Source organism: Actinoallomurus iriomotensis, from assembly GCF_030269445.1.
GTDB classification, from domain to species: Bacteria; Actinomycetota; Actinomycetes; order Streptosporangiales; family Streptosporangiaceae; genus Actinoallomurus; species Actinoallomurus iriomotensis.
On the sequence record NZ_BSTJ01000010.1, the window covers coordinates 225,677 to 245,770 of the forward strand.

A 20,094-nucleotide genomic window follows, 5' to 3' on the forward strand; every position below is an offset into this window, starting at 1 on the left:
GCCGATGGCCTCCCGCTCCGCACGACGCCAGCCGTACGCGCTGACGACACCGGCTCTCATCGTCATCGGAGTCCTGTTCGTCTTCCCCAGCGTGTACAACGTGGTGCTGGCGTTCCAGAAACTGAGCCCGTACGACACGCCCGGTGACGCCACGTGGGTGGGGTTCGACAACTTCAAGGCGATCTTCAGCGACCCGCAGATCGGCAGCGCCACCCTCAACACCGCCTTCTGGCTGACCGCGCTGACGGTGGCCATCCGGCTCGTGCTCGGCCTGGGGCTCGCGCTCCTCCTGCAGAGCCAGGTGCTCGCGCGCTGGCGCCTGCGGGGCGTCGGCCGCACCCTCGTCCTCGTGCCGTGGATGCTCCCGCCGGTCGTCGCGGTCGCGTGCTGGAAGTCGATCTTCGACGCCAACACCGGCGTCCTCAACCAGTTCCTCGTCAGCACGCACATCGTGTCGAAGGGCGTGCCCTTCCTGGCCCAGACGAGCACCGCGTGGTGGTCGGTGATCGCCATCATCGTGTGGCGCGAGCTGCCCTTCGTCGTGATCGTGATGATGGCGGGCCTGCAGTCCATCCCGAAGGAGCAGTACGAGGCGGCCGCGATCGACTCCGCGGGGCGCTGGCAGTCCTTCCTCCACATCACGCTGCCCAACCTGCGGCCCGTCATCGTCGTCGTCGTGCTCATGACGGTGATCCAGACGTTCAACAACTTCGTCTACGTCTGGCTCTCGACCGGGGGCGGGCCGGGCACTTACACGCAGGTGCTCGCCACCCAGCTGTACTCGGCCGCGTTCGTGGCCAACGACCTCGGGCAGGGCGCCGCGATCGGCATCGTCATGACGGCGACGATGGCGGTGTTCGCGCTGATCTACCTGCGTGTGACGGGTGACCGGGAAGGACGCTCCGCATGACCGCCGACGTGACGTCGAAGCCGGCCGTCCGCGACGCGCCGAAGAAGGTCGTGGCGAGACGCGACCCGAACCGCCGGCGGGCGCGCGACCTGCTCGTGATCGTGCCGACGTTCGCGATCCTGCTCGTGATCGTCTTCCCGGTCCTCTGGATGGTCTTCACCTCGCTGCGGCCGACGACGGCGCTCGCCGCCCGGCTGCCCTGGAGCCGCTACTTCGACGGGCTGGGATTCGGCGCGTACGGCCGGCTGTTCGGCAACTCCGACTTCGCGCGGTACATCGGGAACAGCCTGCTGGTGTCGGCCGTCAGCACGTGCTGCACCGTGGTGCTGGCCAGCCTCGCGGCCTACGCGCTGTCGCGGTTCGTCTTCCGGCTGCGCCGGACCGTCCTGATGGTCGTCCTCGCGACGCAGCTGCTGCCCTTCGTCGTGCTGATCACGCCGATCTACCTCTCGTTCGGGGAGCTGGGCCTGCTCAACTCGTACGTCGGCCTGATCATCGTGTACACCGCGATGACCCTGCCGCTCGCGATCTACCTGTTGATGGGCTACTTCGACACCATCCCTCTCGCGCTCGACGAGGCGGCGCGCATCGACGGCTGCTCGAACGTCGGCGTCATCTTCCGGGTCGTCTTCCCGATCGCGCTGCCCGGCATCGTCACGGTGATCGTCACGACCTTCATCGCGACGTGGGAGGAGTACTTCTTCGCGAGCGTGCTGAACACGAGCGAGGACCTGAAGACCGTGCAGGTGGGGCTGTCGTCCTTCTTCGGGGAGTACACCAGCGACTGGGGCGTGATCATGGCCGCCGCGACGGTGGCCACCATTCCCACCATCGTCCTCTTCTCCATTGTCCAGAAACGGCTCGTCGCCGGAATGGCCGCTGGGAGCGTCAAAGAATGAGCCAGACCACCGATCGCCCGAACGTCGTCGTCATCTACGCCGACGACCTGGGCTGGGGCGACCTCGGCTGCTTCGGCGCCGACGACTTCGACACCCCGGCGCTGGACGGGCTCGCGGCCTCCGGCGTCCGCCTGCCGCAGTGGTACTCCAACTCGCCCGTCTGCTCGCCCTCCCGGGCGTCGCTCCTCACCGGCCGGCACCCCGCGCACGCGGGTGTGGAGGCGATCCTCGGCGGGACGAGGCGCACCCCCGGGCTCCCGCCCCAGCCGACGCTCGCGAGCGCCCTGGGGGAGCGCGGCTACGCCACCGGGATCTTCGGCAAGTGGCATCTGGGCGCCGACCCGGCGTACGGCCCGCTGCACCGCGGCTTCGACGAGCACTTCGGGTTCCGCGCCGGCTGCGTTGACTACTACTCCCACATCTACTACTGGGGCGATCACAACCCGATCCACGACCTGTGGGAGGACGAGGACGAGGTCTGGCTGAACGGCGAGTACCTCACCACGGTCATCGCGCGCCGGGCCGCCGAGTTCATCGAGCGGAACGCCGAACGGCCGTTCTTCTGCTATGTGCCGTTCAACGCGCCGCACTACCCGATGCACGCGCCCGAGGAGTACATGGCGCAGTTCGCGCACCTGCCGGCCGGGCGGCGCATGATGGCTGCGATGGTGAAGGCGATGGACGACGGCGTCGCGACCATCCTCGACACCCTCGACCGGCTCGGCCTGCGCGAGAACACGATCGTGTTCATGTCCTCCGACAACGGCCCGTCGATCGAGGAGCGCAACTGGCTCGACGGTGAGGAGATCTCCTACGACGGCGGCTCGGCCGGCGGCCTGCGCGGTCACAAGGGCTCGCTGTTCGAGGGCGGCATCCGGGTGCCCGCCGTCATCTCGTGGCCCGCGGCGATCCCCGCCGGCGCGCCCGGTGAGGTGGTCGGCTGCATGTCCGACGTCGTGCCCACCGTGCTCGAGGCCGTGGACGGTGTCGCGCCCGCCGACGAGACGATCGACGGCAGGTCGCTGCTGCCGCTGCTGAGGAGCGGCGAGGCCGGTCCCGACCGCTGGCTGTTCTGGGAGTACGAGGGGCAGCTCGCCGCCCGGCTCGGACGCTGGAAGGTCGTACTGGACGCCTGCGAGAGCATGCAGGTGGACGTCGCCGTGCCCGAGGGCCTGTACGACCTCGTCGACGACCCGGGCGAGCGGCACGAGCTGTCGCGCACCCACCCCGACCGGTTCCGCCGGATGCGCGAGGAGCTCGAACGCTGGGCGGAGCGCTGCGCAGCCTGGCGCGGTGAGTCGCTGGTCGGCTAGCGCGCGCCTTCATCCACGGCCGTTCCCTTTTCGTTCCTTCCCCCTGCCACGGTCAGGAGCCTTCATGCACGACACCACCCCCCAGATCGAGATGCGCGTCGAGCGCTTCGTGCGCGAGCGTGTCGCGCCGGCCGTGGAGCGCCGGCACGTCGCGCTCGACGTGACGGCGTGGGAGGTGCCCGACGAGCCGGTGCCCTTCGCGGAGGCGGTGGCACAGGACTTCACCGCGTTCAAGCCCGGCATGGCCTGGAGCCGGCCGTGGGGCACGACGTGGTTCCACGTGACCGGTGAGATCCCCGAGGGGTGGGGCGGCGCGGACGTCGCCCTGGAGCTGGTCGTCGACCTGGGCTTCTCGGCGCGGCAGCCCGGCTTTCAGGCCGAGGGCCTGATCTACCGGCCCGACGGCACGATCGTGAAGGGCCTCGAGCCGCTGAACAACGCCGTGCCCGTCGGGCCCGGCCCGGTCGACCTCTACATCGAGGCCGCCTCGAATCCCGACGTGGGCGGGCACTACTTCTACCTGCCCACCCCGCTCGGCGACAAGGCGACCGCCGGCGCCGAGCCCATCTACACGCTCCGCCGCGTCGACCTCGTCGAACGCGACCTGACCGTGTACGGCCTGCTGCAGGACTGCTGGACCCTCGTTGGGCTCATGGAGCAGCTGGAGGCGTCCCTGCCGCGCCGCGCCGAGATCCTGCGCGCGCTCGAGCGGATGTGCGACGTCGTGGACCCCGACCGGGTGGCCGAGACCGCCGCGGCGGGCCGGGAGGCCCTGGCGGGCGTGCTCGCCTCGCCCGCCTACGCGAGCGCGCACCAGGTGATCGCGGTGGGGCACGCGCACATCGACTCGGCCTGGCTGTGGCCGACGCGCGAGACGATCCGCAAGTGCGCCCGCACCTTCTCGAACGTGCTGGCACTCATGGACGAGTACCCGGACTTCGTGTTCGCCTGCTCCAGCGCGCAGCAGTACGCGTGGATGAAGGAGCACTACCCGGAGCTGTTCGAACGCATCCGCCGTCGCGTCGCCGACGGGCGCTTCGTGCCGGTCGGAGGAATGTGGGTCGAGTCCGACACGAACATGCCCGGCGGTGAGGCGCTCGCGCGTCAGTTCGTGCACGGGAAGGGCTTCTTCCTGCGCGAGTTCGGCTACGAGCCCGGCGACGTGTGGCTGCCCGACTCGTTCGGCTACACGGCGGCGCTGCCGCAGATCGCGCGCGCGGCGGGCGCCCGCGCGTTCCTCACCCAGAAGATCTCGTGGAACGAGAGCAACCGGATGCCGCACCACACCTTCTGGTGGGAGGGCATCGACGGCAGCCGCATCTTCACGCACTTCCCGCCGGCCGACACCTACAACTCCGACCTCTCCGGCGCCGACCTGGCCCGCGCCCAGCGGCAGTACGCCGAGAAGGGCGTCTCCAACGTCTCGCTCACGCCGTTCGGATTCGGCGACGGGGGAGGGGGACCGACCCGGGAGATGATGGAGGCCGCCGCCCGTACGCGCTCGCTGGAGGGGTCGCCGCGGGTCGAGGTCGGCACGCCGGAGCGCTTCTTCGAGCTCGCGCGGACCACTCACCCGGCGCCGGCCACCTGGTCGGGGGAGATGTACCTCGAACTGCACCGGGGCACCTACACCTCCCAGGCGAACACCAAGCAGGGCAACCGGCGCAGCGAACACCTCCTGCGCGAGGCGGAGCTCTGGAGCGCGACCGCGGCCTGGCGCGGGCTCGCGGACTACCCGTACCAGACGCTCGACGACGCGTGGCGCACCGTGCTGCTACAGCAGTTCCACGACATCCTGCCCGGCTCCTCGATCGCCTGGGTGCACCAGGAGGCGGAGCGCAACTACGCGGCCGTCGCCGCCGCGCTCGCCCCGGTGATCGACGAGGCGCAGCGGGCGCTCGCCGGGCCGGGCTCGGCGCCGGTCGTCTTCAACGCGGCACCGGTCGCCGCGGCCGGGGCGCCCGCGCTCGGCGCGGTGGCGGGGGCCCCGCCCGCCGGGGTCGCGCCCGTGGCCGCCGGCACCGGGTGGGTGCTCGACAACGGCGTCGTCCGGGCCGTCTTCGACGCCGCGGGCCTGCTCGTCTCGTTCGCCGAGACCGCCTCGGGGCGCGAGCTGGTGGCCGCCGGCGAGGCCGCGGCGCTGCTGCAGGTGTTCCGCGACACCCCGAACCAGTGGGACGCCTGGGACATCGACGCGCACTACCGCCACACCGTGACCGAACTGCGCGAGGCGGACGCGGTGGAGGCCACCGGCGACGCGCTCGTCGTGCGGCGATCGTTCCACCGCTCGACGTTCACCCAGACCTTCCGGCTCGTGGAGGCGTCACCCGAGCTCGAGATCGAGACCCGCGTCGACTGGCACGAGCGGGAGAAGCTGCTCAAGCTCGCGTTCCCGCTCGCGGTGCACGCCGACCGGGCGTCGTCGGAGGTGCAGTTCGGGCACGTGCAGCGGCCCACCCACGCGAACACCTCCTGGGACATGGCGCGCTTCGAGACGGCGGCGCACCGGTGGGTGCACGTCGGCGAGCCGGGCTTCGGCGTGGCCGTCGCGAACGACTCGACCTACGGTCACGACATCACCCGCCGCTGGGCGGCGGACGGCTCGACGGTCACGCTGGTACGGGAGTCGCTGCTGCGCGCGCCGCGCTTCCCGGACCCCCATGCCGACCAGGGCGAGCATGTGCTGCGCACCGCGCTGCGGCCCGCCCCGACCGTGCTGGAGGCCCTCGACACCGGCTACCGGCTCAACCTCCCGGTGCGCGCGGTCACCGGAGGCGGCCCGGTGGCCCCGCTCGTCACCGTCTCCTCACCCGCGGTCGTGGTGGAGGCCGTCAAGCTCGCCGAGGACCGCTCCGGCGACCTCGTCGTACGGCTCTACGAGGCGCGGGGCGGCCGGGCGCGAGCGCGCGTCGAGGTCTCCGAGCCGGTCGAGCGGGCGTGGACGACCGACCTGCTGGAGCGCGACCCGGCCGACCTCGCCGACGCCGCCGTCCAGGCTTCCGCCTGGGCGGCCGGGGAACCGATCGAGATCGCGTTCCGGCCGTTCGAGATCGTCACGCTGCGGCTGCGGCGCGCCTAGCGTCGACGGCGAGCACGGACCGTCAATGCCGTACGAGCGGCCGATGGCGGTCAGTAGCGCCGCGTGAAACTGGGATGAATCCGTGCTGAGCTCGTAAGGCATAGCAATCCGGACATCTCGCTGAATCCGCGCCGGACGCACTCGTGCGAGCTCACCATGGAGGAAAGGTGCCCGCGACCGCTGACGCCGTCGATCCGATCGAACCCTACGTTCTCAATCTCGCGGTCCGGGCCGGGCGGGTGCGGCCGGCGACGCGCGTGTCCGCGTGACGGGCATGTTCGAGCGTCTCAACGCCCTGTTGGACGGTCACATCCGCACCCAGTTGGTGGCGTCGGCGGTCCGCTTCCGGATCCCGGACCATCTCGCGGACGGGACGCTCACCGACGTCGAGCTCGGCGGGCTGACGGGGATCGGCGTCCCGACGTTACGCCGGTACATGCGTGCGCTGGAAGGGCTCGGGCTGGTCGAGCCGGCCGGGGAGAACGCGTATCGCGGTACGGAGCTGATCGAGCTGCTCCGCCGTGGCACCGGCAGCCTCTACGGCCACGCGCTGATGGCGGGCACGGAGTACTACCAAGCCTGGTCCGAACTGGACTACGCGCTGCGGACCGGCGACTCCGCCTTCGAGCACCGGTACGGCCGTGATCTGTGGCACCACCTGGACGGCGACGATGACGCGGCGGTGTCGTTCGCGCGCACCATGCGGTCCAACACCGAGCGTTTCCTCGAGGAGATTCTCGAGCTGTACGACTTCCCGGACGACGGTGTGGTCGCCGACCTGGGCGCGGGTGACGGCACCCTGCTGGCCGAGCTCCTGGTGCGCTCCCCGAAACTGCGCGGCATCGCGTTCGAGCAGCCCGCCACCATCGGCATCGCGCGGCAGACGATGGAGGACCGCGCCGTCGCGGACCGGTGCGAATTCGTCGCGGGCGACTTCATGGCCGAGGTTCCCCGAGGTGCCGACATCTATGTCATCAAGTCGGTCATCCATAACTGGAACGACGAAGCGGCGCTGCGCATCCTGCGCAACTGCCGGGCCTCGGTCGGAGAGCACGGGCGGCTGCTCCTCATCGAGCGCGCGCTGAAGATCGACGATGCGCTGGAAGCGGCGATCCGAGACCTGGCCATGCTCGTACTCCTCGGGGGCCAGAGTCGTTCGGTCGGGGAGTACGAGGTGCTGCTGCGACGGGCCGGATACGCCGTGGAAAGGACGTTGACCGCGCCCTCCGGTTTCTGCCTGCTCGAAGCGAGACCATCTTGGGGGTATTTCGTCAGATGAAGTACGGGGTACTGGGAGCACTCACGGCGACCGGCAGTGAACCGCTTGTCTTACGCCCCAGAGAACGCTCTATCGTCGCCTTACTTCTCATCAATCGAAATCATGTTCTTTCCACGTCCAGGATCGTCGACGAACTCTGGAGCTCCCGGCCACCCGAATCGGCGAACAACCTCGTTCAGCAGTACGTCTCACGCATCCGGGGTCAGCTGCGCGACCGTGGTGACGACGCGGCCGCCGAGAGCCTGCGGACCTGCGGACCGGGCTATCTGCTGCGCTGCGACGACACCGAACTCGACTCGGTGTGCTTCGAGTCGATGCTGGACAACGCACGCGACGCGTTGGCGAAACGGCGGTACAAGACGGCGGCGCGGCTCCTGAGCGACGGACTCCGCATCTGGCGCGGGGCGCCGTTCCTGGACATCCAGCGGATGCCGACGGTGGTCGCGGAGGCCTGCCGCCTCGAAGAACAGCGGCTGCGGGCCATCGAGGAGCGGTTCGACGCGGAGCTGGCGCTGGGCCACCACACCGGGCTGGTCGGCGAGCTGACGGCGCTGGTCGCCATCCATCCCTTCCGGGAACGGCTGCGCGGCCAGCTCATGCTCGCCCTGTACCGCTCCGGGCGTCAGGTCGAGGCGCTGGAGCAGTACCGCGACACCCGGCGCATGATGATGAGCGAGCTGGGCGTCGAACCGGGGTACGAACTGCGTCGGCTCGAACGCGCCATCCTCAACTCCGCCCCGGATCTCACCGCGCCCGAGAACGTGGTGGCGCGGTGGCCCGTCCCCGCCCAGCTCCCCTCCTGCATCGGCGACTTCACCGGACGCTCGCGGGAGGTGGCCCACGGCTGCGAGGTCCTGCGGGGCGACCGGCGGCCGGGCGAGTGGAGATCCCTCCCCGTTCTGAAGCTCGTCGGCAAACCCGGAGTCGGGAAGACGACGCTGGCCGTCCAGATCGCGCACCAGGTGCGCCGGGATTTCCCGGACGGTCAGCTCTTCGTCGACCTGGACGGCCTGGGCCCGCGCCCGCTTCAGCCGTCGTACGTGCTCGGGCGCTTCCTGCGCACGCTGGGTGTGCCCGCCGCCGACCTGCCCGACGACGTCGAAGAACGCCGCGAGTACTTCCTGAGCCTTACGGCCGACCGTCGCCTGCTCCTCGTCCTGGACAACTGCGCGGATGAGGCACAGATCCGCCCGCTGCTGCCCGGGTCCGCCGGCTGCGCGGTCATCATCACGGGCCGCCAGAGCCTCGCCGGCCTCGAAGGCGCCCGGCATCTGGTCGTGGATGCGTTCGGCCCCGAGGAGGCGGTCGAACTGCTCTCGCGCGTCTCCGGCTCCGAGCCGGCGGTGTCCAGGACCCGTACGGCCGCCGAGGTCGTCCGCCTGTGCCAGCACTTGCCTCTCGCGATCCGGATCGCCGGGTCCATTCTGGCCGTGAGCCCTTCGGCGACGCTCGACGGGGTCGCCGGCCGGCTCCGTACGGCCCCGCTGGACGAGCTCACGATCGGCGATCTGTCGATGCGCTCCAGCATCCGCCTCAGCTACGAACGCCTCGACTCGCGGGCCAAGCGGGCCTTCCGGAGGCTCGCGCTGCTGCAGACCTCCCACTTCGCGGACTGGAGCTGCGCGGCGGTGACCGGGGAGGGCATCACGTACGCGGGCCGCCTGCTCGACCATCTCGCCCAGCATCACCTGCTGGAGTCGGTGCGCGTGCCCGGAGGGCATGTTCGCTACTTCTTCGACGGCATCCTCCGCGCCTTCGCCCAGGAGCGAGCTCGCGTCGAGGAGCCGGCGGACGTCCGGCACGCGGTCGACGCTCGCCCCGTGGCCGGAGCGGTCCCGGCGATCGGCCTCCGGCTCAAGTGCTGAGCCCCGTCCTGACCTCGCGAAAAGCAGATGTAAAGCGGACGTGCAAACCGTCGGTCGAAACTCCGTATGGCTGCGGACCACGTGTGATGTCCTCAGGAGGTTGCTCCGCGATGCCTGAAGCCCTGTCGACCGACCGGATCCTCGCGTTGGCCGAGCCGGAGACCCTCCGCGATCCGTATCCCGCGTACGCCCGGCTGCGGGAGGCCGAACCCGTGTACTGGAGCGAGGCGATCGACTCCTGGGTGCTGACGCGTTACGAGGACTGCGTGGCCGTCCTGCGGAACTCCCGTGCGTTCGCGTCGGACTGGCGCCGTACGGGAGAGCAGATCCCGACTCCGCTGCTCAGCATCCAGTCGCTCGACCCGCCCGAGCACACGCTGATCCGCCACTTCATGGTGAACGCCGTCCGTACCCTCGACCATCCGGCGCTCCAGCGGATGATCGCCGACCGGGTCCGCGAGCGGCTCGCGCGGATACGGCGCCAGGACTCGTTCGACGTCGTCACCGAGTTCGCCGCCCCGATCGCCCTGGACACCATCGTCGCGGTGCTCGGCGTCGCGCGGCCGGAGCCGGAGTGGTTCCTGCCGACCTCCCAGGCGATCGTCGACGGCATGGACGCCGGGGTGTGGCCGGAGACGCACGAGCCGGCGGTGGCGGCGCGCGCACGGCTCGCCGAGCTCGCCGAGGGCTGGCTCGCCGATCCGCCGGACGCCGGTCTCGTCGGCTACGTGGCGGCCCACGGCGCCGACTCGGGCATCGAGCGGCCGGTCCTGCTCAACACGCTCCGCGCGGTGTTTCACGCGGGATTCGAGTCGGCCGGCCGGCTGCTCGCCAACGCCCTCGCCGCGATGGCGGCGGTGCCGGACGCGCTCGGCCGGTTCGCGGCGGCCGAGACGCCGGTGGCGGTCGAGGAACTGGTCCGCCACAGCGCGCCGGTGCAGGCCGACGGCCGGGCCTGTGTCCAGGAGACCTCGATCGGCGGGACGGTCATCCGCCGGGGCGAGGCGGTCACGATGCTGCTCGGCGCGGCCAATCGGGATCCGGCGCGTTTCCACGACCCGGACGCGCTGGACTTCGGCCGTGCTCCGAACCCGCATGTCGGCTTCGGCCGTGGCACGCACTCGTGCCTCGGGCAGTCGCTCGCGACGTTACAGGCGGGCGTCGTCTTCGAGATCCTCGCCGCCGAGTGCGACCGGATCCGTGCCGTCACGGCGCCGGTCTATCGGCGCAATCTGACCCTCCGCGGGCCATCGCGGTTCGAGGCCCGCCTCGCCTGACAGTCGAAGGAGGTGCGCCATGCGTTACGTGCACTGAACCCAGTGATCGGCCCTGTGCCCCGCGGCCTGCGCCCCGTGGCACAGGGTCGCCCCCTCAACCCGTCCAGGGAGACCCCATGCGTATCTGCCTCGTGTCGATGCCCTGGCACCTGCTCGAGACGCCGTGCCTGCCCATCGGGTTACTGCGCGCCCGGGTCGACGCCTGCCGTGACCCGCACACGGTCGTCGACTACTACGGCAACCTCCGCTGGGCCGAGTATCTCCTCGACGTCTCCGGCGGTCAGATCGCCGAGGCCGAGTACTCCTACGTCGCCGACCGTGGAGTCTGGCACGAGATGGGCGAATGGATCTTCGCCGGGGCGCTGTACGACGATCCGGCCTGGCGCGTGGACACGTACCGCGCCTATCTGGAGGCACGGAACCTCGACCCCGGCGCCTCGCTGCGCATGCGCGAGCACGCCGCCGGCTTCGTCGACCTGGCCGCCCGGGAGATCCTGGAAGAGCGGCCGGACCTGGTGGGCTTCACCACGACCTTCCAGCAGAACGTCTCCTCACTCGCGGTCGCCAGGCGCATCAAACAGCTCCGCCCCGACGTCCAGGTGGTGTTCGGCGGCGGCAACTGCGACGGCCCGATGGGTGCGGCCCTGCACCGCAATTTCCCCTTCGTCGACCATGTCGTGAGCGGCGAGGGCGAGCTCGCCTTCGTCGCGCTGCTCGACGCGCTGAGCGAGGGACGAGCGCCGGCCGGTGTGCCGGGGCTGGTCACCCGGGGGCCGGACGGCGAGAGCGTCGCGGGACCGCCGGCCGCCATGGTGCCGATCGACATGGTGCCTCGCCCCGACTTCACGGCCTGGTGGTCGGCCTACGGCGACGGCAGGTTCGCCGAGCGGCTGAGCCCGGTGCTGCTGTATGAGGCGAGCCGTGGCTGCTGGTGGGGCGAGAAGCACCACTGCACGTTCTGCGGCCTGAACGGCACCACGATGAAGTTCCGCGCCAAGCCGGCCACCCGAGTCTGGGACGACATCACCCACCTGGTGGAGACCCACGGCGTGCTCGACATCGTCACCGTGGACAACATCCTCGACGTCGCCTACCTCGCCGAACTCATGCCGCGGATCCAGGAGTCCGGCTGGGACCTGCGGATCCGGTACGAGGTCAAGGCCAACCTCAAGCCCGACCAGCTCGCCGCGCTGCGGGACGCGGGCGTCACGCACATCCAGCCGGGCATCGAGAGCCTGAACTCCCGTGCGCTGCGGCTCATGGACAAGGGCGTGCACGGGACGCAGAACGTGTTCCTGCTCCGCGCGAGCGATGAGTACCAGCTCACGGTGGACTGGAACTACCTGTACGGGTTCCCCGACGAGCGGGCCGGCGACTACCGCCCGGTGATCGAGCAGATACCGGCGATGGTGCACCTCCAGCCTCCGTCCGGATCCGTCCGCGTCCTCATCGAGCGGTTCAGCCCGCACTTCCAGTCACGCGAGCGGGGCTTCGCCGAGCGACGTCCCTCACGGATGTACCAGCACGTCTACGACCTGCCCGAATCCGAGCTCGAAGACTTGGCGTACCAGTTCGAGGCGCCGCCGCAGGGCATCGACGAGGACGTCGCCTCCGACCTTCGGGCCGCCATCGCGGCCTGGCGGCACGACCATGCGGCCAGCACCCTGACCTGGCGGGAGACCGAAGACGGGCTGGTGATCGACGAGGGCCGCGCGGGCCGGCCCCGATGCGAGTACGTCCTGAGCGATCCGGCTCAGGCCCGCTCGTACCGGCTGATGGAACGGCCGCGCACGATCGCGGCCCTCGCGCGCGAGCTGGCGGCGGAAGGATTCGCGATGAGCGAGGAGACGCTGCGGCGATGGGTCGGCGAGCTCCGCGGCGCCGGGCTGGTCTTCGAAGACGACGACCGGGTCGTCGCGCTGGCCACCAACCGCAGGCCCCTACGCGTCGCCGAGGTGGGATGAGCCATGGACACCACACTCGCCGTGCGGAAGCCGGGCGCCGTGCTCGGCGATCGCCTCGAGGTGAGCACGTCGGAGCTGTCGCGACGCCTCGTGGACGGCGCGGCCGCTCCGGTCCTGCTCGTCACCGGGACCCCGTACGCGCCCGGCCTGGACGCGGTGACCGGAGATCTGCTGTGGCAGGCCGGCGTACGGGAGGTACGGATACGGGAGACCGTGCGCGCCGACGACGGACTCCTCCACTTCCTCCGTTTCCTGCGCGAGGCGGCGAGCCATGACATCGAGGTCGTCTGGGAGAGCGCGGGCGATCTGGGCTGTGATACCCGGCTCCTGTACCACCTGCCCCCGCGGGCCGGGGATCCGTCCTGGCGTTCGGCCTATCGGTACGGGCTGTGCCACTACCGGGTCGGACCGGGATTCGTGACCGTCACCGATCAGCGGCGTGGCCCGGCCGTGCCCTTCACCCTCCGGAACCCGCAGGAGATCGGGCTCGTCCAGGATCTCGATCGTCCGGGGCCGTCGGACGAGTCGTCCGCTTTCGCCGGGCTGCTGCGATCGGGCTTGATCATCAGTAACGGCCGTGATGCGCTTTGTCTGCCCTATCGGCTACGTCGATGGCCGATACCGTGCACCGTCATCTGACCCGAGGAGTCTGATGAGAGCCCTTCTCGCCGCCGTCGCCGCGGTGGCCATCACCGGCTCGCTGACCGCGGCCGGCTCACCTCCGGACGACGATCTCTGGCTGGCCGACCACCTCGCCAGGACCACGTCCGGGAAGCAAGCCCTCGCCCACCTGCGAGCCTTCGAACGGATCGCCGACGAGAACGGCGGCCAGCGCGCGACGGCGACGCCGGGATTCGCGGCGTCGGCGCGTTACGTCACCGAGCAGCTCACCACCGCCGGCTACCAGGTGAAGAGCCAGACGGTGCCCTATCGGCAGTTCGTGTTCGACGCCGAGTCCGGCCAGGAGATCGCTCCGCACGCTCGTACGATCCGAACGCTGATGATGGACGGTTCGCCGGTCACCCCCAAGGGCGGCTTAACGGCCCCCCTGGTCTTCGCGCCGGTCAAGGCCGACGGCACGAGCGGATGCACGGCCGCGGACTACGACGGGCTCCCGGTACAGGGTGCGATCGTGCTCGCCCCGCGCAGTTCCTGCGGGTACACCAACCAGCAGAAGGTCATCGCCGGGCTGGGAGGCCGCGCGATGCTGATGTACCTGCCGGTGCCGGACCCCGAGAACATCTATCGGCTGCACGTCTTCACCCCTTCGGACTTCACGATCCCCTCGGCGACCATCTCGCCCGAGCAGGCCGGGCAACTGAGCACCGACGCCGCGCAGCACCCCATCACCTTCCACCTCGAGCTCCGCGGCCACGTCGCCGACAAGAAGACCGTCAACCTCTTCGCGGAGACGCGCGGCGGCTCCGCCGACCACATCGTGATGGCCGGCGCCCATCTGGACAGCGTGCCCGAGGGGCCGGGCATCGACGACAACGCGAGCAGCGTGGCCGCCCTGCTGGAGACGGCCAGGCGGCTCGCTCCGTTCCAGAACCGAGTACGCGACAAGGTGCGGTTCGCCTTCTGGGGAGCGGAAGAGCAGGTCGACGTCGGTTCCGACTACTACGTCGAGCACCTGTCGTCCGCCGAGAAGGCCGCGATCGACCTCTACGAGAACTTCGAGCTGATCGCCTCGCCGAACTTCGCCCGCTTCCTCATCGACGGCGACGTGCCGGAGGCACCGGGATCAGCGACCGTCACGAAGGTCTTCGAGCAGTACTTCACCCGCGCCGGCCTGCCGTTCAAGACCGAACCGGTGACGGGCGTCGGCTCGGATCAGGCACCGTTCGTGACGGCCGGCATAGCGGTCGGCGGGATGGACATGGGCACGATCGGGCTGAAGACGCCTGAGGAGGCCGCGATGTTCGGCGGGCAGGCGGGACAGCAGTACGACCACTGCTATCACCAGACGTGCGACCGGGTGGCGAACCTCAGCCTCCAGGCCCTGGACGAGAACGTGCCCGCGATCGCCTGGACCATCGGCCGCTTCGCCATGGACACCTCGGACGTGAGATAGGCCCGGGCCGCTGACCCGGGGTGGCAAGGAGGTCAGGGTCGTCTCACTCGATCAACGTGCCGTGAGGAGGACGAACTCGTTTCCTTCGGGATCCGCCAGGAGGTCGGCTTCCGGCGCCAGGTCGCCGCCGGGGGCGGCGACCTCCAGGAGCAGGCGGTTCCGGCCCGTCTTGGGGGCCGCGGGCGGCCCCATGACCACCCGGGGGCCTCGCACCGACGGCGAGCGGAGGCTGATCCCCCAGTCGCCCCGGTCCACGATCCGCCATCCCAAAGCCGGAGCCCAGAACCGGCCCTGCGCGTCCGGATCGGCGGCGTCCAGGCAGATCGCGGCGAGCCGGCCCGCGGAGTCGTCCTCGGGCAGCACGCAGAACTCGTTGCCCTCCGGGTCGGCGAGCACCGTCCAGGGCACCGCGCCCTGCCCGATGTCGGCCCGGGACGCGCCCAGGGCGAGGACCCGTTCCACCTCCCGCGCCGGGTCGGGTCCACCGGCCAGGTCCAGGTGCAGCCGGTTCTTGCCCGCCTTCGGCCCGGTGGCCGGCACGAACCGCAGCCGTACGGCGGCGTCGCCCGTGCGGACCTCCGTCCGTTCACCGTCGGGGTGCTCCTCGACCGCCGTCCCGTTCAGGGCCTCGGCCCAGAAGCGGGCCAGGGCGCCCGGGTCCAGCGCTTCGAAGACGACCCCGACCAGCCCCGCCGGCATCATCGCCTCCCCGGGGCCGTGGCGGCGGTCCGCAGGCGGCGCTCGATCAGCTCGCGTGCCGCCTGCGCGGGCGTCGTGCCCGTGGTCCGCGCCCGGGTCAGCAGGTCCGTGACGGTGTTCTCGATGGCCTGGACGCGGCCGAGGCCCTCGTCGGCGGTCCCGCGCTGGAGTTCGACCGTGACGGCGTAGGTGACGCCGCCCGCTCCGGCGATGTAGTCGGGGACCCAGATGATGCCGCGGCCGTGGAGCAGGTCGGCGACCTCGGGAGTGGCGAGTTGGTTGTTGGCGGGTCCGGCGATGGCGGCGCAGCGGAGCCGGGGGACGATCCGTTCGGTGAGCACGCCGCCGAGGGCCGCGGGCACCAGGAGGTCGACGTCGGCGGTCAGCGCCCGCTCCGGGTCGTCCCAGGCGGCACCGAGCTCGGCGCTCAGCGCCCGTTTGGCGGGGTCGATGTCGCTGAGCAGCAGGTCGGCTCCCTCGTCGGCGAGCATCCGGGCGAGCCGTTCGCCGACGCTGCCCACCCCGACCACGGCCACGCGACGGCCCGTGAGGTCCGGCGTGCCGTGAAGATGTCCGCTGACGGCCCGCAGAGCGGCCAGCGCCCCGGTCGCGGTGGGGCCGGAGGAGTCCCCGCTGCCGCCGCGCCCCAGCGGCCGGCCGAGCACATGGCCGGTGCGTTCCCCGATGACCGTCATGTCGTCGGGTGTCGTGCCGACGTCCGGGCCGGTCGCGTACCGGCCGTCCAGGGAGGCGGCGGCATCGGCCACGTCGTGCAGCACGTCGCGGCGCAGGGACGGGGTGAGCGTGACCCCTCCGGGCAGGGCGACGACGGTCTTGCCGCCTCCGTTGTCGAGTCCGGCCGCCGCGCACTTGGCGGTCATGCCGGCGGACAGGCGCAGGGCGTCCGCGAGGCCGTCCCGCCAGTCGGCGTACTGGCGGACACGGCATCCTCCGACGGCCTGCCCGAGCGTGGACGAGTGCACGGCGACGATGATCGGCAGGCCCGACCGCCGCCCCGTACGGATCAGGACCTGTTCGTGCTCGAAGGTGGACACGCCACCGGACCTCCTGTCGTGCGAACGGTGATACCGCTCAAGGGTCGGCCATCTGGATGGCCGAAGACCAGTGAACCGTACAGATGAGCGGAGATCTGGCAGGATCCCGGCTGTGGACGAACTTGATTCGGAGATCATCCGGCTTCTCCAGACAGATGCGCGGCAGTCCAACCGCGAACTGGCCCGCCGGCTCGGCGTCGCGCCCTCGACCTGCCTCGAACGCGTCCGGGCGCTCAGCCGACGCGGCGTCATACGCGGCTACCACGCCGAGATCGACCCCGCCGCGCTCAACCGCGGCGTGCAGGCCATGGTCTCGGTCCAGGCGCGTCCCCTCAGCCGTGCCGTCATCGACGCCTTCAAGGACTCCGCGAGCGCCATGCCGGAAGTGCTCAGCGTCTTCGTGCTGGGCGGCGGTGACGACTTCCTCCTCCACGTCGCCGTGCAGGACCTCGACCACCTGCACGCCTTCCTGCTCGACCGGCTGAGCAAGCGCCGGGAGATCGTGGGCTTCCGCACGTCGGTCATCTTCCAGCAGGTGCACAACGCCGTTCCGGTCCGGCTGCCGGACCCGGTCTGATCCCGCACGACGTCGACGGAGGTGCTCCCATGCCGCACAGAGTCTCCATGAACGCCGGCTGGGCCGGACGCGAGATGGGCGGCCCGGCGCCGCACGCCGCCGAGGTCGAGGCCTTCCACCACTCGCTGCCGGGGTTCCGGCCCACACCGCTGGTCGAGGTGCCCCGGCTGGCCGCCGGCCTGGGAGTCCGGCGGCTCTTCGTCAAGCACGAGTGTGAGCGGCTCGGCCTGCCGTCGTTCAAGGTCGTCGGCGCGGCGTGGGCGGTGCACCGCGCGATCGCGGACCGGCTGGGCGTGGTCGTGCCGCCGCGGTTCGACGCGACCCTGGCCGCGGCCCGGTCGCTGCCTCCCGGCACGGCGCTCACCACCGCGACCGACGGCAACCACGGGCGGGCCCTCGCGCACCTGGCGCGCCTGTTCGGGCTCGGCTGCCGCGTCCTCGTCCCGCGCGGGCTGTCGGACGAGCGGATCGCCGCGATCGAGGGCGAGGGGGCGGAGGTCGAGGTCGTCGACGATTCCTACGACGACGCCGTCCGCCGGTGCGCGGCCGACGCGCGCGACCACGCGGACCGCCTGCTCGTCTCCGACACCTCCTGGCCCGGGTACGAGACGATCCCCGCGGCCGTCGCGGAGGGGTACGGCACGATCTTCCGTGAGGCACGCGAGCAGCTCGCGGAGGCGACGGGTGGTGCGGCCGGCTTCACGCTGGCGGTGGTGCCCGCGGGCGTGGGCTCGTTCGCCTCGGCCGCCGTGCGGAGCCTGGCCGCCGACGGCTGTGCCGTCGTCACCGCCGAACCCCTGGCCGCCGACTGCGTCCGGCGGTCGATCGCCGCGGGACGGCCGGTCACCGTGCCGGGTCCGCACGAGTCCATCATGGCGGGGCTGAACTGCGGTGAGGTGTCGCACGTCGCGTGGCCGGTGCTGCGGCGCGGCCTGCGCGCCGCCGTCGCGGTCTCCGACGACGAGGTGAGAGACGCGATGCGGGGCCTGGCCGCCGAGGGCATCGCGTCGAGCGAGAGCGGTGCGGCGGGCCTCGCGGGCCTGGCCGTACTCCTGCGGGAGGGGACGTTCTCGCACGCCGGCGACGGCACGGCCCTGGTGGTCGACACGGAGGGCGTCACGGACCTCGACGCCTACCGCGCCGTCGTCGATGGGTGAGACCTGCTCCGCCGACGTCGCCGGCCGTTCCGGCCGAGTCAGGGACGCGTCGCCTCGCCGGGTCAGGAGCGGCGCAGGCGTCGCCGTTCGTCGACGCGGTCGTGCGGGGTGATGTCGGTGGTGGGGTCGGTGGCGTCGGTCTGGTGGACGGTGCCGGGCTGCCGTGGGTCAGGAGCGGCGCAGGCGTCGCCGTTCGTCGACGCGGTCGTGCAGGGTGACGTCGGCGGTGGGGTCGGTGCCGTCGGCCTGCAGCACGGTGCCCGGCTGCCGTACGGCGGCCGCCGACCAGCCGAGTGCCGTCCGCAGTGCCTCGGGGCCGCGGGCGCCGGCGGCCAGGAAGCCGGCCAGCAGCGCGTCCCCGGCGCCCACGGTGCTGCGCGGATCGGCGACGTACGCCTCGCCGTGCACGACCCCGTTCTCCTCGACGAGCACGGCGCCGTCCGGGCCGAGGCTGGCCAGCACGGCCCCCGCGCCCAGTTCGCGGAGGCGCCGGGCGGCGGTCAGCGCGTCCCCGAGGGTCTCGATGGCGTGGCCGGCCGCTTCGGCGAGTTCGTCGGCGTTCGGCTTGATGAGGTCGGGGCCGGCGGGCAGCGCCGCGGCGAGCGGCGCCCCGGAACTGTCCACCGCGATGCGCGCCGGCGTGTGACGGGCCGCGCCGACCAGTTCGGCGTAGAAGCCGGATCCGGCGCCGACCGGCAGGCTGCCGCATCCGACGAGCCACTCCGCCCGCTCGCCGGCGCTGATCGCCGCCTCGACCAGTGCCTTCAGCTCCGTCTCGGTCAGGTGGGGGCCGGGCTCGTTCACCTTGGTGACCGTGCCGTCGGGCTCCAGGACACTGATGTTGCTGCGTACTTCGCCACCGATCGGAACGGCCACGTACTCCAGGCCCCGTGCGCGCAGCATCGTCTCCAGGCGGGCGCCCTCGGCCCCGCCGACGGGGACCACCGCGCGGCTCGCGTACCCGTGGGCGCTCAGCGCCAGCGCCACGTTGACGCCCTTGCCGCTCGGCTCGCTCCAGCTGCTGCTCGCGCGCAGGACCTCGCCGTGGGCCAGGCGGCCCACGGCGAGTGTCCGGTCGACACTCGGGTTGGGGGTGACTGTCACGATCATGCGCGTTTCACTTCTACTCCCACGTCCTCGAACCGGCGGACGTCCGCGTCGGACAGGCCGGTGTCGGTGATCAGAAGGTCGATCTCGGAAAGGTCGCCGTACTTGTAGAGGCTGATGTGCCCGGCCTTGCTGTGGTCGGCGAGCAGCACCCGGCGGCGGGCCGCGCCGAGCATGAGGCGCTTCACCGTCGCCTCGGACTCGTCCGGCGTGCGCAGGCCGTCCTCCACGGTGAACCCGTTGGTGCCGAGGAAGGCGACGTCCACCCGGATCTCCGACAGCGCGCGCACGGCCCAGTTGTCGACCTCGGCGAACGTCCGGCTCCGCACCCGGCCGCCCAGCGTGTGCACGGTGAGCCGCGGACGCGTCGCCAGCGTCATGGCGATCGTGAGGGCGCTGGTGAACACGGACAGGTCGCGGTCGCCGGGCATCAGCTCGGCGAGGCAGGCCGTCGTCGACCCGGCGTCGATGAGCACCGCGCCCTCGCCCGGTACCTCGGCCAGCGCCGCGCGTGCGATCCTGCGCTTCTCCTCCGTGTACTCGGTGCGCGCCGCGACCGCCGGTTCGAAGGACAGGTCCTCCACGGCCACCGCACCGCCGTGCACGCGGTGCAGCAGGCCCTGGCGTTCCAGCTCGCTGAGGTCCTTGCGGATCGTCTCCGTCGACACGGAGAGCCGATCCGCCATGTCCGTGACGTCGATGCGTCCCGCGCTGCGCAGCGTCTGCAGCAGGATCTGCTGGCGCTGCGCGGCGTACGGCGGGCGGCCGGGTCGGCGTTCGCCGGTCGATGCCACCATCAGTCCCTCCTTCATGGCAGGCGGGCCGCGGTGGGCGGCCCG

At 71.4% G+C, this 20,094-nt stretch carries 16 protein-coding genes; 12 read left to right on the forward strand and 4 right to left on the reverse strand.

The window, feature by feature from the left end:
- Positions 1-4: 4 nt before the first annotated feature.
- From QSK37_RS36060 to QSK37_RS36105, 10 genes are all read left to right on the forward strand, one after another.
- Entirely contained in the window at positions 5-910 is a 906-nt protein-coding gene (locus tag QSK37_RS36060; RefSeq protein WP_285629904.1) for a carbohydrate ABC transporter permease, read from the forward strand.
- On the forward strand, positions 907-1,809 hold the full coding sequence (locus tag QSK37_RS36065; protein ID WP_285629906.1) for a carbohydrate ABC transporter permease: 903 nt from the start codon (positions 907-909) through the stop codon (positions 1,807-1,809). Before QSK37_RS36060 ends, QSK37_RS36065 begins: the two co-directional genes overlap by 4 nt.
- Positions 1,806-3,122, forward strand: coding sequence for a sulfatase-like hydrolase/transferase (locus tag QSK37_RS36070; protein ID WP_285629908.1), 1,317 nt, complete (start codon positions 1,806-1,808; stop codon positions 3,120-3,122). Before QSK37_RS36065 ends, QSK37_RS36070 begins: the two co-directional genes overlap by 4 nt.
- A 64-nt stretch (positions 3,123-3,186) precedes the next feature.
- Positions 3,187-6,201, forward strand: coding sequence for an alpha-mannosidase (locus tag QSK37_RS36075; protein WP_285629910.1), 3,015 nt, complete (start codon positions 3,187-3,189; stop codon positions 6,199-6,201).
- Positions 6,202-6,475: 274 nt separating this feature from the next.
- Positions 6,476-7,480, forward strand: a complete 1,005-nt coding sequence (locus QSK37_RS36080) for a methyltransferase (RefSeq protein ID WP_285629912.1) — start codon at positions 6,476-6,478, stop codon at positions 7,478-7,480.
- The gene (locus QSK37_RS36085; RefSeq protein ID WP_285629914.1) at positions 7,477-9,345 is read left to right on the forward strand and encodes an AfsR/SARP family transcriptional regulator; all 1,869 of its coding nucleotides are present in this window, start codon (positions 7,477-7,479) and stop codon (positions 9,343-9,345) included. The genes QSK37_RS36080 and QSK37_RS36085 overlap by 4 nt, the downstream gene beginning before the upstream one ends.
- 110 nt (positions 9,346-9,455) lie before the next feature.
- Positions 9,456-10,622: a cytochrome P450 gene (locus QSK37_RS36090; RefSeq protein ID WP_285629916.1), complete on the forward strand. Its 1,167-nt coding sequence runs from the start codon at positions 9,456-9,458 to the stop codon at positions 10,620-10,622.
- 116 nt (positions 10,623-10,738) lie between these two features.
- Entirely contained in the window at positions 10,739-12,586 is a 1,848-nt protein-coding gene (locus tag QSK37_RS36095) for a RiPP maturation radical SAM C-methyltransferase (protein ID WP_285629917.1), read from the forward strand.
- Between the two features lie 3 nt (positions 12,587-12,589).
- A complete protein-coding gene (locus QSK37_RS36100) occupies positions 12,590-13,225 on the forward strand; it encodes a DUF5825 family protein (RefSeq protein ID WP_285629918.1) in 636 nt (211 codons plus the stop codon).
- A gap of 13 nt (positions 13,226-13,238) precedes the next feature.
- Positions 13,239-14,660 carry a M20/M25/M40 family metallo-hydrolase gene (locus QSK37_RS36105; RefSeq protein WP_285629920.1) on the forward strand — a complete coding sequence of 474 codons (1,422 nt, stop codon included), beginning with the start codon at positions 13,239-13,241 and terminating at the stop codon, positions 14,658-14,660.
- Positions 14,661-14,711: 51 nt separating this feature from the next.
- Here QSK37_RS36105 and QSK37_RS36110 read toward each other — a convergent pair whose 3' ends face one another.
- Complete coding sequence (locus QSK37_RS36110) at positions 14,712-15,359, reverse strand: VOC family protein (protein ID WP_285629922.1); 648 nt, start codon at positions 15,357-15,359, stop codon at positions 14,712-14,714.
- Positions 15,359-16,414 carry a Glu/Leu/Phe/Val dehydrogenase dimerization domain-containing protein gene (locus tag QSK37_RS36115; RefSeq protein ID WP_285629924.1) on the reverse strand — a complete coding sequence of 352 codons (1,056 nt, stop codon included), beginning with the start codon at positions 16,412-16,414 and terminating at the stop codon, positions 15,359-15,361. The genes QSK37_RS36110 and QSK37_RS36115 overlap by 1 nt, the downstream gene beginning before the upstream one ends.
- 112 nt (positions 16,415-16,526) lie before the next feature.
- Here QSK37_RS36115 and QSK37_RS36120 point away from each other — a divergent pair, with 112 nt between their 5' ends.
- Together QSK37_RS36120 and QSK37_RS36125 are read left to right on the forward strand one after the other, a co-directional pair.
- On the forward strand, positions 16,527-16,991 hold the full coding sequence (locus QSK37_RS36120) for an Lrp/AsnC family transcriptional regulator (RefSeq protein ID WP_285583881.1): 465 nt from the start codon (positions 16,527-16,529) through the stop codon (positions 16,989-16,991).
- Between the two features lie 29 nt (positions 16,992-17,020).
- Positions 17,021-18,148: a diaminopropionate ammonia-lyase gene (locus QSK37_RS36125; protein ID WP_285629926.1), complete on the forward strand. Its 1,128-nt coding sequence runs from the start codon at positions 17,021-17,023 to the stop codon at positions 18,146-18,148.
- Between the two features lie 168 nt (positions 18,149-18,316).
- Here the strand turns inward: QSK37_RS36125 and QSK37_RS36130 are convergent, their stop codons facing one another.
- Together QSK37_RS36130 and QSK37_RS36135 are read right to left on the reverse strand one after the other, a co-directional pair.
- Positions 18,317-19,258: a 1-phosphofructokinase family hexose kinase gene (locus QSK37_RS36130; RefSeq protein ID WP_285629929.1), complete on the reverse strand. Its 942-nt coding sequence runs from the start codon at positions 19,256-19,258 to the stop codon at positions 18,317-18,319.
- Positions 19,255-20,052, reverse strand: a complete 798-nt coding sequence (locus tag QSK37_RS36135; protein ID WP_285629931.1) for a DeoR/GlpR family DNA-binding transcription regulator — start codon at positions 20,050-20,052, stop codon at positions 19,255-19,257. Before QSK37_RS36135 ends, QSK37_RS36130 begins: the two co-directional genes overlap by 4 nt.
- Between the last annotated feature and the right edge of the window lie 42 nt (positions 20,053-20,094).

What these genes read in the sequence shown, in the direction of transcription:
- QSK37_RS36060 (WP_285629904.1), top strand. Translation starts at nt 5, where the DNA reads ATGGCCTCCCGCTCCGCACGACGCCAGCCGTACGCGCTGACGACACCG.
- QSK37_RS36065 (WP_285629906.1), top strand. Translation starts at nt 907, where the DNA reads ATGACCGCCGACGTGACGTCGAAGCCGGCCGTCCGCGACGCGCCGAAG.
- QSK37_RS36070 (WP_285629908.1), top strand. Translation starts at nt 1,806, where the DNA reads ATGAGCCAGACCACCGATCGCCCGAACGTCGTCGTCATCTACGCCGAC.
- QSK37_RS36075 (WP_285629910.1), top strand. Translation starts at nt 3,187, where the DNA reads ATGCACGACACCACCCCCCAGATCGAGATGCGCGTCGAGCGCTTCGTG.
- QSK37_RS36080 (WP_285629912.1), top strand. Translation starts at nt 6,476, where the DNA reads ATGTTCGAGCGTCTCAACGCCCTGTTGGACGGTCACATCCGCACCCAG.
- QSK37_RS36085 (WP_285629914.1), top strand. Translation starts at nt 7,477, where the DNA reads ATGAAGTACGGGGTACTGGGAGCACTCACGGCGACCGGCAGTGAACCG.
- QSK37_RS36090 (WP_285629916.1), top strand. Translation starts at nt 9,456, where the DNA reads ATGCCTGAAGCCCTGTCGACCGACCGGATCCTCGCGTTGGCCGAGCCG.
- QSK37_RS36095 (WP_285629917.1), top strand. Translation starts at nt 10,739, where the DNA reads ATGCGTATCTGCCTCGTGTCGATGCCCTGGCACCTGCTCGAGACGCCG.
- QSK37_RS36100 (WP_285629918.1), top strand. Translation starts at nt 12,590, where the DNA reads ATGGACACCACACTCGCCGTGCGGAAGCCGGGCGCCGTGCTCGGCGAT.
- QSK37_RS36105 (WP_285629920.1), top strand. Translation starts at nt 13,239, where the DNA reads ATGAGAGCCCTTCTCGCCGCCGTCGCCGCGGTGGCCATCACCGGCTCG.
- QSK37_RS36110 (WP_285629922.1), bottom strand. Translation starts at nt 15,359, where the DNA reads ATGCCGGCGGGGCTGGTCGGGGTCGTCTTCGAAGCGCTGGACCCGGGC.
- QSK37_RS36125 (WP_285629926.1), top strand. Translation starts at nt 17,021, where the DNA reads ATGCCGCACAGAGTCTCCATGAACGCCGGCTGGGCCGGACGCGAGATG.
- QSK37_RS36130 (WP_285629929.1), bottom strand. Translation starts at nt 19,258, where the DNA reads ATGATCGTGACAGTCACCCCCAACCCGAGTGTCGACCGGACACTCGCC.
- QSK37_RS36135 (WP_285629931.1), bottom strand. Translation starts at nt 20,052, where the DNA reads ATGGTGGCATCGACCGGCGAACGCCGACCCGGCCGCCCGCCGTACGCC.